10 protein-coding genes are annotated in these 15,038 nt (G+C 38.3%); 7 read left to right on the plus strand and 3 right to left on the minus strand.

The features are described from left to right. Positions 1-79: 79 nt before the first annotated feature. A complete protein-coding gene (locus ACLBWE_RS18120) occupies positions 80-505 on the plus strand; it encodes a GNAT family N-acetyltransferase (protein WP_447604187.1) in 426 nt (141 codons plus the stop codon). On the opposite strand, the gene ACLBWE_RS18125 is transcribed toward ACLBWE_RS18120, so the two are convergent. After that, complete coding sequence (locus ACLBWE_RS18125; protein ID WP_427962308.1) at positions 502-1,311, minus strand: peptidoglycan DD-metalloendopeptidase family protein; 810 nt, start codon at positions 1,309-1,311, stop codon at positions 502-504. The genes ACLBWE_RS18120 and ACLBWE_RS18125 overlap by 4 nt on opposite strands. Before the next feature lie 336 nt (positions 1,312-1,647). On the opposite strand from ACLBWE_RS18125, the gene ACLBWE_RS18130 reads away from it, so the two are divergent. Then, a complete protein-coding gene (locus tag ACLBWE_RS18130; RefSeq protein WP_447604188.1) occupies positions 1,648-5,556 on the plus strand; it encodes a Dyp-type peroxidase in 3,909 nt (1,302 codons plus the stop codon). Positions 5,557-5,880: 324 nt separating this feature from the next. Further along, the gene (gene clpB, locus ACLBWE_RS18135) at positions 5,881-8,460 is read left to right on the plus strand and encodes an ATP-dependent chaperone ClpB (protein WP_447604189.1); all 2,580 of its coding nucleotides are present in this window, start codon (positions 5,881-5,883) and stop codon (positions 8,458-8,460) included. A gap of 65 nt (positions 8,461-8,525) precedes the next feature. Here clpB and ACLBWE_RS18140 read toward each other — a convergent pair whose 3' ends face one another. Continuing rightward, complete coding sequence (locus ACLBWE_RS18140) at positions 8,526-9,005, minus strand: CinA family protein (RefSeq protein ID WP_447604190.1); 480 nt, start codon at positions 9,003-9,005, stop codon at positions 8,526-8,528. Positions 9,006-9,274: 269 nt separating this feature from the next. Between ACLBWE_RS18140 and ACLBWE_RS18145 the strand changes: the two genes are divergently transcribed. Further along, positions 9,275-9,691 (plus strand): hypothetical protein, encoded by a 417-nt coding sequence (locus ACLBWE_RS18145; RefSeq protein WP_447604191.1) that lies wholly within the window; start codon positions 9,275-9,277, stop codon positions 9,689-9,691. A gap of 18 nt (positions 9,692-9,709) precedes the next feature. Here ACLBWE_RS18145 and rlmKL read toward each other — a convergent pair whose 3' ends face one another. Next, complete coding sequence (gene rlmKL, locus ACLBWE_RS18150; protein ID WP_045434238.1) at positions 9,710-11,920, minus strand: bifunctional 23S rRNA (guanine(2069)-N(7))-methyltransferase RlmK/23S rRNA (guanine(2445)-N(2))-methyltransferase RlmL; 2,211 nt, start codon at positions 11,918-11,920, stop codon at positions 9,710-9,712. A gap of 239 nt (positions 11,921-12,159) precedes the next feature. Between rlmKL and ACLBWE_RS18155 the strand changes: the two genes are divergently transcribed. The 3 genes from ACLBWE_RS18155 (at position 12,160) to ACLBWE_RS18165 (ending at position 14,893) form a co-directional block, all read left to right on the plus strand. Then, positions 12,160-12,504, plus strand: a complete 345-nt coding sequence (locus ACLBWE_RS18155; protein WP_045434235.1) for a hypothetical protein — start codon at positions 12,160-12,162, stop codon at positions 12,502-12,504. A gap of 124 nt (positions 12,505-12,628) precedes the next feature. Continuing rightward, on the plus strand, positions 12,629-13,645 hold the full coding sequence (locus ACLBWE_RS18160) for an aspartate carbamoyltransferase catalytic subunit (protein WP_003652674.1): 1,017 nt from the start codon (positions 12,629-12,631) through the stop codon (positions 13,643-13,645). A 12-nt stretch (positions 13,646-13,657) separates the two neighbouring features. Continuing rightward, the gene (locus ACLBWE_RS18165; RefSeq protein WP_447604192.1) at positions 13,658-14,893 is read left to right on the plus strand and encodes a dihydroorotase; all 1,236 of its coding nucleotides are present in this window, start codon (positions 13,658-13,660) and stop codon (positions 14,891-14,893) included. Positions 14,894-15,038 lie beyond the last annotated feature (145 nt).

Below are 15,038 nucleotides of genomic sequence, written 5' to 3' on the forward strand. Positions count from 1 at the left end.
TAGGTAGAAAAAAGAAGCTGACATTAGAGTTGGCTTTTTTATTGTCAAAAATAACTAAAAAATAAGAGGAGAAATGAAAGTGAATATTCGTGCTGCTAAATGGGAAGATACTCAGGCAATTTGTAATTTACTTAAACAGATGGAGTACCCACAACCACTCGCTCTTATCCAAGAAAAATTTGAAATACTACATAGCGATCCTAAATCACAAATTTTGATTGCTGAAGAGGAAGATAAAGTATGTGGCTTTTTATCCCTTTATTTTATTCCACAAATCGCCTTAAAAGGTGACTTTGCCAAAGTATGCTATCTATGTGTTGATGAAAATATACGAAGTAAAGGTGTTGGACATTTACTTTTGCAGCAGGCTGAGCAATTGGCAAGACAACGTGGTTGTGATCGAATGGAACTGCATTCAGGCGAACAACGGACATTGGCGCATCAATTTTACTTACGAGAAGGGTATGTCGATGCGCCAAAATATTTTCGAAAAGCTTTAAATTAGCGGGCAGTGCCTAAAAACAATTGCGGATCTACTCGTGCATTATTGAGACTCATGCCCCAATGCAAGTGCGGACCTGTAACACGTCCAGTTTTACCCACTAAACCTAAAGTTTCTCCTTGGCGAATATGTTGGCCTTTCTCTACTTTAATTGCACTTAAATGGCAAAACATACTGATTAAGCCTTGCCCGTGATCAATCAATACGGTTTGACCATTAAAAAAATAAGATCCAGTTTGAATTACAACACCATCTGCTGGTGCAACTACTTTTTGTCCCACTGGTGCAGGGATATCTAAACCTGAGTGGGGCGCGCGCTCTTCGCCATTAAAGAAGCGTTTTCGCCCAAAAGAGTTACTGAATTTCCCCGAAGTGGGGCGTATAAATTTTGGCAAGGCTTGCCATGTGCTCTGTGTAAATGAGCTATACACATCATTTTGTTCTTTCGCTTCTTGAGCGTAACGGTCTAACTGACTTTGGTTGGGGTTCACATAGTCTTGGTTAGTAACTTTAATCCGTTGCTCAGCATAAGGATAGGGCTTAATTTCTATTTGAATAGGGGCTTTATTAGTGTCGAGCTGAACACTGCCGAGTGGAGTAGATAACGGAATACCAAGTACAGCATAACGCTGATGACCTTCCTGACTGATTAAAACTGGCTTTTGTTGAAAGGTGACCCGAGTAATATCACTAGTTAAGGGAATAACTGCGATTCCGCCAGCTCTTCGAGAGTCTTGGGGGAGCTCGGCAAAGCAGTAAAAAGGTATTGATGTAAAAAGCAAAGTAGAAATGAGTTTTTTTATTAACATAGCAACAATAATTTTATAAGAGAATATTCGAGATTATATCAGTAAGTTTTAATTAAGAGTTATTTTAATTTTTTTAACAATTGAATTCTAATTTTATTTATTACTTTATTTTAATAATTGATTGTTTGTTTATCTTTGTTTTTGTGATTTTCTTTATCTTATATTTTAAATTTTCTAAACTTAACTTTTTATTTTTATTATTTATTAATTCTTACTATTTTTCTTTGATTTTAAATATCTTGTTATTTTAATTTTTATTGTCAATAATGATTTTTTGGTTAAATTTATAATCAAAATTTTAATTATTATATAAATATTTTAAAGGACTTTAATATAATGTTAAATATATCTTATGAAGATCGTTTTACTGAAATATGGAAATACATGCAACGTGGGTTGGTTTATCCAGCCCCCCATGCAATTTTTACTACGGTTTGGCTTAATACCGAAATTACACGTGAAAAAATTCGTCAGTTAATGATCGCTGTGCGTCAAGAGGTCAATAAGAATCCAGCACTTTCTAGTAAAAATACAACTTTGGCAATTGGTATATCTTTTGATAATTGGGATCTGATTTGTAAAAAAGATAAGTTGTCACGACCAAAGGGAATGCAATTACATTATCCAGAAGAAAAAAATCCAAATGTCTCAGAAGTTTTCTCTGATTCTAATGGCAGTTTTAAAAATTCGGATGGCGACATTTGGTTGCATGTAAAAAGTGATGATGCCGATGCGTGTACAATATTACAGAAATATATTGAGCATTTTTTAGCTTCAGATATTAAAGAAATATTTAGTCAAGTTACTGCTTCACAATCTAAAACTGGTCGCAATGGTAAGGTTTTAGGGTGTCGTTTTTCTGAAAATTTAAATAATCCATCTGATCCAATTTCACTGGCAAAACATACTTTAATTGGTGCAGAAGACATTGATCATTTTGGTGGCTCATACGTTTTATCTCAAAGGTTTTTAATTAATTGGGATCAAATCAATATGATGTCAGAAGATCAAATTGAAGATTTGATTGGACGTAAAACTGACGACACGATTATTCCAGACCGTGATAGCCGTTCGCACATTAAAGCTTCTCGTGTACAAGATGAAAATGGAAATACTACACCAGTTCTACGTTTAGGCTTACCGTTTGGCCGTGCTGAGTCAAATTCAAGTTTTAGAGTGCCAAAATCGGTAACTAAAGCAGATGAAGCAGGGATTTATTTTGCTGGTTTTGCAAAAACTGCTGCAATTTTAGAAGAGGTTATGGCAAGTCAGATTGGGGCAATAGAAGGCTTTATGAATGACCGTCTATTCAATAGCCTTCATTCAGACTTGGGAGGAATATTTTATATTCCAAGTTTAAAAGATTTAGCATTAGATGATGCACCAGAATATTTAAATGATTTTAGTCGATTAGATAAAGATAACTGGAATTTTTTCCCAGGTATGGATTGGAATCGATTTGATCGCCATTATATGAATAGTTCCGATAATGGTTTGATGTACTACAATCATAGTAATTATCTTTTTAACATGGCAACTGGGCTAAATCCCCATAGTGAATTTTTTAAACCACCTTCTAATCGTATTTTAAGTTTACTTGAGAATACATTTTCTTTATGGCAAGACAACTGGTATTTCAATCGGAAACAAGAAGAAATTGAACAAGGGGTGGATTATTATATTGATGAGTTTGACATCAGTGATAAGCCTGAAAATATTATGGGTTTATCTATTATGTTGCGCAAAGGTTGGGCTATTCGATTAAGCTTACAGTTATTCTCATCAGAAAATTATGGTTTCCGCGGACGGAAAATTTTATTAAAAAATGGTGAAATGATTCCGTATTCAACTGGGCGCGAATGTGAAGGTAAGGTCATTTATGGATCGGATACTTATCGCATTATGCCTGATGAAATTATTGTAGGAGCTATGCCAAATCTGACCTTGGGTGAAGGTCGTTATGTCATGAAGTATTTATCTGAAGAAGAACGTCTTCAGGGCTTTTTGCGTAATTTAAGTGAAGCATCGGGTGTTGGGCATGTTATTCCAAATTATAAAAAGGCACTAGATTTAGGTTTAGCTGGTCTACAACAGGAAATTGCTAAACATGCAAGCAATGCGCAGACTCCAGAGAAGAAAGACTTCTATGAAGCTTCAAGATTAGCACTAACTGGTATTTCTGAATATTTCTTAAATTACTCAAAGCTCGCATTTAAAGTCGCAGGCCAGATGCAAAAAGGACAAGAGTTTGAAAGAGATAATTTAATTGCAATTGGTCGACGAATGGAAAAGTTGTCGAAAGATAAACCGGACACATTTATTGAAGCAGTTCAATTTATTTTCACATTGCATAGTTGTTTGCATTTAAATGGTGAGCCAACAGCATTTGGACGTATGGATCAGCTGTTACAACCTTTCTTGGACAACCATTCGGCTAGGCCTGAACAGGCGCAAGAAATTATTGATGCCTTCTATATCAAGCTAGATGAAAAAGTACAACAAAACCGTATGTTTATGGAAGACCATCAACCTTTTGGTAATCTCGCAATGGGTGGTAGTTCAGGACCTTATCCTCAAGGTGCATCTTTGGGACAATGGATTCAACAGATTACAGTTGGTGGTACAGTCGCTGATGGTGAAGAAGACTTTTCTAAAACCAAACCAGCTTACAATGAGGTCACAAAATTATTTATTCGTGCATCAGGCCGGTTACCGTTAAATGCACCGTGTTTGTCTCTACGCACTCGCAAGGATATTCCTGAAGAAATTTTAGAAGTGGCTGCACATGCAATTTTATCTGGCGGTGCTCATCCAATTTTATTAAATGATGAAAAACTCATTCCTAGTCTTCATCAAAGTGGAAATGGTGTAGGGGGGGATGCACTCACTAATTTGCCAAATTGGAATTCTAAAGTCGATATTCGTTCAGCTCAAAATTATGCTTGCGATGGTTGTTATGAACCTCAGTTCCCTGGCGAAAACTGGTTTTCTTTAGGTGGATTCTCGACATTACAGCCTTTGGAGTGTGCACTAAATCAGGGTAAAACAATTTCAAGTGCGGGACAAAGTTATCTGTTTGGGCAAACTGTTTCATTAAATACTAAACCTGCCGATCAGATTGATAGTTTTGAAGAATTATTAGAGTTATACAAGCAACATTTTGAATTGCTCAATCGCAAGGCATTCAATGGGCAAATTCTAGGCTACGGTGCCAATACAGATATTTGTCCATCTCCAATTCTAAATGTCTTGATGGACGACTGCTTGGCTAAAGGGCAAGATTTTTATAGTGGCGGTGCTAAATATAATATTTATGGACCGTGTTATATCTCGCTCAGTAATACAATTAACTCGTTGTATGCCATTAAGGCGATGGTTTTTGACCCGTTAACCGCAGTTACTACATTGCCTGAACTATTAGAGTGTCTGTGCTGTGACTGGGGATATAAAATGACTGAGCCATTTATTAGCAATTTAGCTGGTCATGCTCGTATTGCTGCGCAAGCTGATCGTTATAAGCGCTTACGTGAAATTGCTTTGGCACAACCACGTTATGGGCGTGGTAACCCCGAAGTCGATAAACTAGGTGATGAGATTGTTAAAATGATTGCTGAGATATCAGTCAAGACATTTACTCATCCATGGCCGCAATTCGCACAAAGCCTTAAAAATTTGGCTGAACGCTATGGTTCAAAAGAGCATCCGTTTGGTATACAGATTCAACCGGGTGTGGGAACTTTTGAAAATCATGTGGAGATGGGGGCATGGAATGGTGCGAGTGCTGATGGTCGCCGTTTAGGTACGACAGTAGCTTCTGATCTAAGTCCATCACCAAGTCCAGCAGATTTGGCAATTGATCATCAAAAAGTTGAGTTTAGCCGTGCTTTACAAGGTTTTAATGGTATTGGCACAGACTTAATGGCTGATGGAGCACCTACAGATTTTAATATTGGTGAAGACTTTGGCGTTAAAGAACTTGTAGCTATTCTGAAGCAATTCAGTCAAGGAAGTTCATCTAATATTTTAACAATAACAGTAGCTGACCCAGAAACATTTGCTCAAGCTGTGACATCACCTGAGCAATATAATTTGTTAAGAGTACGTACCGGTGGTTGGTCAAACTTCTTTACATCTGTGTTCCCTACTATTCAGGAGCAACACCAGCGTCGTCCTGTGTCGACGCCAGACCTACCCAAAGAAAAAACAGAACAAGCAAAATGTCCATTTCATCAATGGACTAATTGATTAGTTGTTTTAAAAGGCAGTCTTTTTAAATAAAGGCTGCCTTCAATTATTTTAATATTTAACAGTTATAACTATTAAACATAGTGCAGCTTTAAAATTGCTACTTGTTATACAAATTCAGATGAAAATATCGTTTTTTCGTTCTCTCTTAAAAATTATACAAAATATACTTGAAATAGATCATTCATAAACCCATATTATAATGGAGTTTTACTCATTGTTATTTTAATAACATTATGAAAAATATATAAAAATTTATTTGAAATCCGAAAAAGTGTTCCCATTTATTACACAAGTACAAATTTGTTGTGAGGAATAACAAGAATGCGTTTTGAAAAATTTACAAACCGCTTGCAGCAAGCCCTTTCAGATGCTCAATCTTTAGCGATGGGTAAAGACCATACCGCGATCGCAGGTATTCATATTTTGTCTACCCTATTAGAAGAGCCATCAAATATTAGTTTGTTGCAACAAGCAGGTGCACGGTTACCTGAACTTAAACAAAAGCTTGAGCAAGCTATAAAAGATGCTCCGACCATTGCGAATCCAACTGGAGATGTCAATTTAAACCCTGAAGCCGTTAAAGCGCTTAATCTGGCAGATAGATATGCGCAAAAAGCAGGCGATGAATTTTTGTCAACTGACTGGGTTCTATTAGGCCTAGCAGAGACAGGCGAAACTAAAAATATTTTAAGTGCCGTAGGTGTAACTCTGGACAGCTTACGTAAAGTTATTGAACATATTCGAGGTAGTGATAAAGTCATGAGTAATAATCACGAAGATCAACGTGACTCACTTAATAAATATACGATTGATTTAACTGAACGTGCTTTAGCGGGAAAACTTGATCCGGTTATTGGGCGTGATGATGAAATCCGTCGTACTATTCAGGTCTTATCACGTCGTACAAAAAACAACCCTGTACTCATTGGTGAGCCGGGTGTTGGTAAAACCGCTATTGTTGAAGGTTTGGCGCAGCGTATTGTAAATGGTGAAGTACCAGAAGGCTTAAAAAGCAAACGAGTTTTATCATTAGATTTAGGTTCATTACTGGCTGGTGCTAAATATCGTGGCGAGTTTGAAGAACGTTTAAAAGCTGTTTTAAAAGATTTGGCTAAACATGAAGGCGAAATCATTCTGTTTATTGACGAGCTACATACGCTTGTAGGCGCAGGTAAAGGTGATGGCGCAATGGATGCAGGGAACATGTTAAAACCTGCATTGGCGCGCGGTGAGTTGCGCTGTGTGGGTGCAACAACCTTAGATGAGTATCGCCAATATATTGAAAAAGATGCAGCTTTAGAACGTCGCTTCCAAAAAGTATTAGTTGATGAGCCAAGTGTTGAAGATACCATTGCGATTTTGCGTGGTCTAAAAGAGAAATATGCCACTCACCATGGTGTGCAAATTTTAGACTCGGCGATTATTGCAGCGGCAAAAATGTCTCATCGCTATATTACAGATCGTCAATTACCAGACAAAGCAATTGACTTGATTGATGAAGCAGCTTCCCGTATTAAGATGGAAATTGACTCTAAACCAGAAGCGCTTGATAAGCTCGACCGTCGTTTAATCCAGTTGAAAATGCAATTGGAAGCTGTAAAAAAAGATGAAGATGTAGGCAGTAAAGCCGAAGTCGCTCATCTTGAAAAACAGATTGCTGAAGTCGAGAAAGAATACAACGATCTTGAAGAAATCTGGAAATCTGAGAAGACTCTTGTAGAAGGCACTAAACAAGCTCAGGTTGAACTTGATAAAGCGCGTATTGCTTTTGAAAAGGCTCAGCGTGAGGGTGATTTAGCTGAAGCAGCACGTTTACAGTATGGTGTGATTCCAGAGCTTCAAAAACAACTTGAGCAAGATGAAGTTGCAGAAGAGAACGAAGAGCCAAAACTTATTCGTACTAAAGTAACTGAAAATGAAATTGCCGAAGTCGTGAGTGCAGCAACAGGAATTCCAGTTGCTAAAATGCTGCAAGGCGAGCGTGAAAAGCTACTCAATATGGAAGGCTTTTTACATGACCGCGTTGTAGGGCAAGATGAAGCCGTTGTTGCTGTATCGAATGCGGTTCGTCGTTCGCGTGCAGGGTTGTCTGATCCGAATCGTCCAAGTGGTTCATTCTTATTCTTGGGTCCAACAGGTGTTGGTAAAACCGAGTTAACAAAAGCACTGGCGAACTTCTTGTTTGACAGTGATGACGCCATGATTCGTATCGACATGAGTGAATTCATGGAGAAACATTCGGTTAGCCGTTTGGTGGGTGCACCTCCGGGTTATGTAGGTTATGAAGAAGGCGGTGTTTTAACTGAAGCTGTTCGCCGTAAACCATATAGTGTGGTGTTGTTTGATGAGGTTGAAAAAGCGCATCCAGATGTATTCAATATCTTGCTACAAGTTTTGGATGACGGTCGCTTAACAGACTCACAAGGTCGAGTAGTAGACTTTAAAAATACTGTGATTGTGATGACCTCGAACTTGGGTTCACAAGATGTACGTGAGCTAGGTGAGGGGGCAACTGACGATGAAGTGCGTACCATTGTAATGAATGCGGTAAGTCAGCATTTCCGTCCGGAATTTATTAACCGGATTGATGAGCTTGTGATTTTCCATTCACTCAAGAAAGCACAAATTCGAGGCATTGCCGATATTCAGTTGGATCGATTACGTTCACGTCTTGTTGATCGTGATATGAGTTTAACTGTAGATGATACTGCTTTTGATTTATTGATTGATGCTGGTTTCGACCCTGTATATGGCGCGCGCCCATTAAAACGTGCGATTCAACAACAGATTGAAAACACATTAGCTCAAAAAATCTTGTCGGGTGATTTTGTCGCAGGTGATACCATTTTAGTTAAAGGTGAAAATGGGCACTTAGTCTTCGATAAAATGAAACTCAGCTAAGCTTTTTCTGCTAAAACCGAAAGAGAATATGGAAACATATTCTCTTTTTTTTATGGTGAAGCTGTTTATGTTGTTGATGTGAGTAAAGCAACTAAGGCATCTGAAACTTTCTGAGTTAATGTTTTTAATTTTTGTTCGGGATGGCCTGATAAAAAATAGTGGTAATGATAAATACGCTCTTGATAAGAAATACAAATGAAAAAAGTACCTACAGGTTTTTCTGCGGTTTCACTTCCTCCCGATTTTAATAGACCAGTACAACTTACAATAAGATCGGCTTGTGGAAATAACTGTTGACCCAGTTTGCACATTTCCTCAGTAACTTGTGGTGACTCTGCTGTGTAGGTCTCTATTAACTTTGGATCGATATTTAAAATACTAACTTTAATGCCGGGGTCGTAACTCACTAAACCACCAAGTAAAATGTCTGCACCGCTATTTTTATGAATGGAAAACTGGCTAGTTAAATAACCAGAACTGGCACTTTCAATAAAGGCAATTTTGAGTTGACGATTTTCTAATATTTGGCAGCAGTGCTGAAGCATTATTTCACCTCGAATGGTGTTTATTTATAAATAAAATCAATTTACAGATAAATTATAAAATCACAGTAAGTGATTTAAGGGTGTGGTTCAAGTCTGAGATAACAATGTATAAAACTACTGGAATATTCACAAAATGCTCGTGAAAAAATTCAGGTTTTAAAATGATCAATGTTAATTGTCGGGAAGTTTGTTTATAACATTGCGACATGCTTAAAAAATTGTTAATTTTGTTCGATATAACAAACAATAACAATTTTAGGATGAATGAAATGAACAATAAACAAGGGTATATGCTGGGAATTTTGAGCGGTGTATCTGTATTATTATCAAATACATGGGCAGCTCAACCAATGTCAGAAAGTGCGCTTGCAACCCAAACAGGGGCGATAACTACGTCTTTACCCGTCATTATTGCGAAAGCTCAGGACGATGCAAAAAAACCTGCGATAGAACAACAACAAGTACGTCAGACGTTAGGAGATAACTATTTACAGCAAGTTCGATGGAATGCGCTTAGAACTAGCGTACTTTCCCCTTATCAAGAACAAAAACAAAATCATGTTGTTGATAGTAAAGAAAAGAAAAGGTTAGAAATGATTGCGTTACCAGAAAGAGCAGACCGATTTACCAAATATGATTTTGAGTCAAAAAATGTTCATGGCGAGGTTATTATTACCGTGAAGTAATAATAACCTCTAATTTCATTAATATTGATCTAGAGCAGGGTGCTGAATTTTCCACGCACGGTGGATTTTTTGATTACGTTTAAAATCAAGGCCAATTGTTTCAGAAGTGATTTCTTCAACCTGAAAAATAGCTTCGATCTCTTCGTCCATTTCAAAACCACGATAGTTATTCGAGAAGTAGAGCGTACCTTCACTGTGCAAACGGTTCATTGCACGTTTGATCAGTGAGATATGGTCACGTTGAACATCGAATGTACCATAGAATTTTTTCGAGTTTGAGAATGTTGGTGGGTCAATAAAAATAAGGTCGTATTGTTCATGACCTTCTTTTAACCACTCAAAACAGTCGCTGGCAAAGAACATGTGTTGTTCATCTGCATGATCTACAGTTAAACCATTTAAAACGAAGTTTTCTTTTGACCAATTTAAGTAAGTGTTAGATAAATCTACACTTGTCGTACTTGCAGCACCGCCAAGCGCAGCATGTAAGCTTGCAGTAGACGTATAACTATATAAGTTTAAGAAGTGTTTACCACGTGCTTCTTGGGCAATACGTAAACGCATTTGACGGTGGTCAAGGAATAAACCTGTATCAAGATAATCAGTCAGGTTAACCAAAATTTTAGCTTTACCTTCTTGTACGATAAAACGTTTTGAAGCTGTACTTTGTTTCGTATATTGAGTTGTACCAGTTTGGCGTGCACGTGTCTTAATAAAGATGGCATCGCGGTTTAAACCAGTAACAGCACGAATTGCAGCAAGCGCTAAATTAAAACGTTTTTTAGCTTTTTCTGGGTCGATTGTTTTTGGTGGAGCGTATTCCTGAACGTGTAAACGGTCACCATATAAGTCAACAGCGACATTAAAGTCAGGTAAGTCGGCATCATATAAACGTAAGCAATAAATATTTTCTTTAGTTGCCCATTTTTTCAAGGCTGTCATATTTTTTTGCAAACGGTTAGCGAAGTCTTGTGCTTCTTCCATTTCAATAGGTTGGGCTTGCCAATTCACTAAAAATGGTTGACTCACTTTTTCTGGTTTGATTACACCGAAACGAATATAAATTGGCAACTTACCATTCATTAAACGTAAAGTTTCAGGTGCTTCAAATGCTAAAACATCGGATTGTTCAATTTGAGCTGCAATAATTGCCGCATATTGATTTGGGAAATGTTTTTGTAAAAGCGCTGATAAACCTAGATATAGAGAACGGTTCGAAGCTTTTTCACCTAAACGTTCACCATAAGGTGGGTTAGTCACAATAAATGCAGTTTTACCTTCAGCAGCAAAATCTGGCCAGTCAGCTAAAGTACGCTCTTCGATCTGAATCTGACCTAATAAATTTTCAAAGCCTGCCGCAATAATATTTTCACGGGTTGCTTTAATTGCTTCCCAGTCTGCATCGTAGGCATAAAATTTAGGTAGAGGTAATTCAAGCGCCTTTTCGTGGCGTTCTGCTGCTTCTGCTTTGAGTGAAAGCCAAAGTTCGCGGTCATGACCATGCCAGCCATTAAATCCAAAACGGCGAACAAGTCCTGGTGCACGGTCAGTTAAAATCATTAATGCTTCAATGATAAATGTGCCTGAACCACACATTGGGTCAAGCACAATCTCTGGATTACGCTGTTTGAGCTGAGCTTTTTGTAAAATTGCCGCAGCAAGGTTTTCTTTAATTGGTGCATCCGTCATAAAACGACGGTAGCCACGTTTATGTAGCGAGTCACCTGATAAATCTAGACAGTAGGTATGTTCAGTTTTACCTGCCAAAGCATAGATCGTAATTTCTGGTTGTTTGGTGTCAATGCTAGGACGACGACCTACAGCTTCCATAAAGGAATCAACAACGCCATCTTTTACACGCAGAGTAGCAAATTGCGAATTGACCATGATTTCACGTTCTGCATGTAAGCGGATTGCGAAAGTACTTTGTGGTGCAAAAATAAGTGACCAATCAAAGCTCATCGCGCCTTCATAGAGCTCTTCTGCTACATCACGTGCATCATGCGTAAATTCAAGTTCATAAGTATGAATAGGAAGTAAAACACGAGAAGCGAGACGAGACCACATACAGATGCGGTAAGCTTGTTCAAGCGTCCCTTCAATGATTAAACGTCCTGCTTTACGTTCTGTCACTTTGGTGCCAAGTTGTTCTATTTCTTCTTGTAAGAGGGGTTCTAAACCATCAGCACAAGTAATCCAATAGTGGTTTAAACGTAAAGAGGTATTCATAAACTCGATTGACCAAAACATATAAATATTAACGATGCAAAGTTTAACGTATTTTGATGTCTAAAGGTTTTTAAATTATTGCAACCTATCATTTAGCAACCAATAAACTGATTTTTAATGAGTAATACCTTGAAATTGGTATGTATTTTGCTAGACCAATACTATCGATGGTTATTTATTTAACAGACATAGTCGGTTTTTAACCATTTTTATAATTTTAATGGATGGGGACGTTATAAATGAAAGACATGATCGGGAATGGTTTTATCACTAATGCAGATGCTTTCTCTGTGGCTACACAAATATATGTACGTATGCGTAGGGTGACTGGGCGGGTAATAGATGCAATGTACGTGATTCAAAATAAAGATTATGCAAAATATGTAATTACGGTAGCGTTAGAAACAGAGGATGACGAATTGAAACGATGCGTTGAGCGATTAAGATCGTTGGTTGACGCAATACCGGAGTCTTCTCAAAAAGAAAAACTTGCTGATGTTAAAGTCGATGAAGATTCAGAAATCACCGCCGAAGACATTTATCGGGCACAAGTTCCACACCATTATATAGGTGCATTGAGATAGTCCAGATCACGGTCCTAAATTTTCTGGTCAATTTAGGGCCTTATTCTGTAAAGTTCTTCTGCGAAAAGAGCGGAATTCAGCTACACTATGCACGTTTTCGCGATTCGACCCATAGGAATCCATTATGCATATTGCAGCGTTGCATCAACCGAGCCAGGTTCAGCTCAATCAAGACGGAAATTTAAAACATTTTTTAACGATTGAGGGACTTTCAAAAGAAAACCTCACTAAGATTTTAGATACCGCACAAAGCTTTTTAGATGATAATAATAATTTAATTAACCGTCCGCTCTTAGAGGGATTGACGGTTATGAATCTTTTCTTTGAAAATTCCACCCGTACTCGCACTACTTTTGAAGCAGCAGCAAAACGCTTGTCTGCAAATGTATTGAATATTGATATTGCACGTTCAAGTACATCAAAAGGTGAAACGCTACGAGATACGCTTTGGAACCTTGAAGCAATGGCTGCCGATATTTTTGTTGTCCGCCATTCATCTTCGGGTGCTGCACATTTCATTGCTAAAGATGTGTGTCCAAAGGTCGCAATTATTAATGCTGGAGATGGACGTCATGCCCATCCAACGCAAGCGATGCTCGATATGCTTACCATTCGCCGTGAAACAAAGAAACCGTTTGAAGAGTTGAGCGTTGCCATTATTGGTGACATTAAACATTCTCGTGTAGCACGGTCAGATGTTGCAGCATTACAAACACTAGGATGTAAGGATATTCGTGTGATTGCACCGAATACATTATTACCAGTGGGCTTTTCCGAATATGGCGAACATGTCCGTTTGTTTAACAACATGGATGCAGGGATCGCAGATTGTGATGTGATTATTGCTCTACGTATTCAAAATGAGCGTATTGACTCTCCAGCATTATCTTCACAGTCTGAATTTTACAGAATGTATGGCCTAAACAAAGAACGTCTTGGTTTAGCGAAACCTGATTGTATCGTTATGCATCCGGGGCCAATGAATCGTGGTGTAGAAATTGATTCAAGTGTGGCGGATGGAGACCAGTCGGTTATTCTGAAACAAGTAACCAACGGTATTGCAGTTCGTATGGCTGTGTTGGCGTTGTCAATGCAAGGCCAACTCCAAGAACAAGGCTTAATTGAAGCGATTACGTTGTAAGGAATGGATCACATGAGTATTGTAAAAATTGAAAATGTACGTGTGTTAGACCCAATCCAGAAAACAGACAACGTACAAACTGTATATATTCAAAATGGCAAGCTGGTTGCTCCAGTAGAACAAGTTGAGCAAACCGTTGATGGTCAAGGCAAATGGTTAATGCCAACCATGGTTGATTTGTGCGCACGTTTGCGTGAGCCTGGTCAACAGCAACACGGGACACTTAAATCTGAAGGGAAGGCGGCACGTGCTAATGGCATTTTGCATGTCATTACCCCACCAGACTCAAAGCCGATTGTACAAGACAATGGTGCCCTCATTCATGGCTTGATTGAAAAGGCATGGCTTGATGGTGGCATTCACATGCATATTATTGGTGCTCAAACTCAAGGTTTAAATGGTAAACAACCTGCAAATATGGCTGGCCTGAAAAAGGGTGGTTGTACTGCTGTTTCAAATGCCAACGCTGCTTTTGAAAATGATGATGTGGTTATTCGTACTTTGGAATATGCAGCGGGTCTTGGCTTAACGGTTGTGTTCTATGCCGAAGAACCACAGATTGCTAAAGATGGATGTACACACGAAGGCTTTATTGCTTCTCGCCAAGGTCTGCCAATGATTCCGGCACTTGCTGAAACTGTAGCGATTGCAAAATATTTGCTTATGATTGAAGCAACTGGCGTAAAAGCTCACTTTGGTTTGTTGTCTTGTGGTGCATCGGTTGACCTAATTCGTGCTGCAAAAGCAAAAGGCTTACCTGTGACTGCCGATGTTGCAATGCACCAGTTACATTTAACTGAACACTTAACAGACGGTTTCAATTCACTTGCACACGTTCGCCCACCATTGCGTTCTGAGCAAGATAAAGAAATTTTACGTCAAGGTTTAAAAGAAGGCGTAATTGATGCAATTTGTACGCACCATGAGCCTTTAAGCAGTTCGGCAAAAATGGCGCCATTTGCTGAAACTCAGCCGGGCATTACAGCTTTTGATACCTATGTATCGTTAGGGATTCAACTCATTAATGAAGGTTTATTTGAACCTCTAGAATGGGTTGCTAAAGTAACCAGCGTGCCAGCGCAGGTTGCGAATATGACCGCGCGTTGGGAAAATGAAGCTGGATGGGTATTGATAGATCCTGCTTTTAGCTGGACAGTAAGCAAAGACACAATTTTATCGCAAGGGAAAAATACCCCATTGTTGAGCCAAACCTTGACAGGTAAAGTGCTTCAAACTTTTGCTAACTGATAAAGTACTTAGTTAAAGTAAATTTAAAATATAAACAGGTAGATCAATAAGATCTACCTGTTTTGTAAATACTAGATGGAAAATTGTATATAAATTATATAAAAAACAATAAAAGATTCTAGGCAGATTAGAATAAAAAACTATC

This window comes from Acinetobacter sp. M5A5_2a, from assembly GCF_053345265.1.

What these genes read in the sequence shown, in the direction of transcription:
- ACLBWE_RS18125 (WP_427962308.1), bottom strand. Translation starts at nt 1,311, where the DNA reads ATGTTAATAAAAAAACTCATTTCTACTTTGCTTTTTACATCAATACCT.
- ACLBWE_RS18130 (WP_447604188.1), top strand. Translation starts at nt 1,648, where the DNA reads ATGTTAAATATATCTTATGAAGATCGTTTTACTGAAATATGGAAATAC.
- clpB (WP_447604189.1), top strand. Translation starts at nt 5,881, where the DNA reads ATGCGTTTTGAAAAATTTACAAACCGCTTGCAGCAAGCCCTTTCAGAT.
- ACLBWE_RS18140 (WP_447604190.1), bottom strand. Translation starts at nt 9,005, where the DNA reads ATGCTTCAGCACTGCTGCCAAATATTAGAAAATCGTCAACTCAAAATT.
- ACLBWE_RS18145 (WP_447604191.1), top strand. Translation starts at nt 9,275, where the DNA reads ATGAACAATAAACAAGGGTATATGCTGGGAATTTTGAGCGGTGTATCT.
- rlmKL (WP_045434238.1), bottom strand. Translation starts at nt 11,920, where the DNA reads ATGAATACCTCTTTACGTTTAAACCACTATTGGATTACTTGTGCTGAT.
- ACLBWE_RS18155 (WP_045434235.1), top strand. Translation starts at nt 12,160, where the DNA reads ATGAAAGACATGATCGGGAATGGTTTTATCACTAATGCAGATGCTTTC.
- ACLBWE_RS18160 (WP_003652674.1), top strand. Translation starts at nt 12,629, where the DNA reads ATGCATATTGCAGCGTTGCATCAACCGAGCCAGGTTCAGCTCAATCAA.
- ACLBWE_RS18165 (WP_447604192.1), top strand. Translation starts at nt 13,658, where the DNA reads ATGAGTATTGTAAAAATTGAAAATGTACGTGTGTTAGACCCAATCCAG.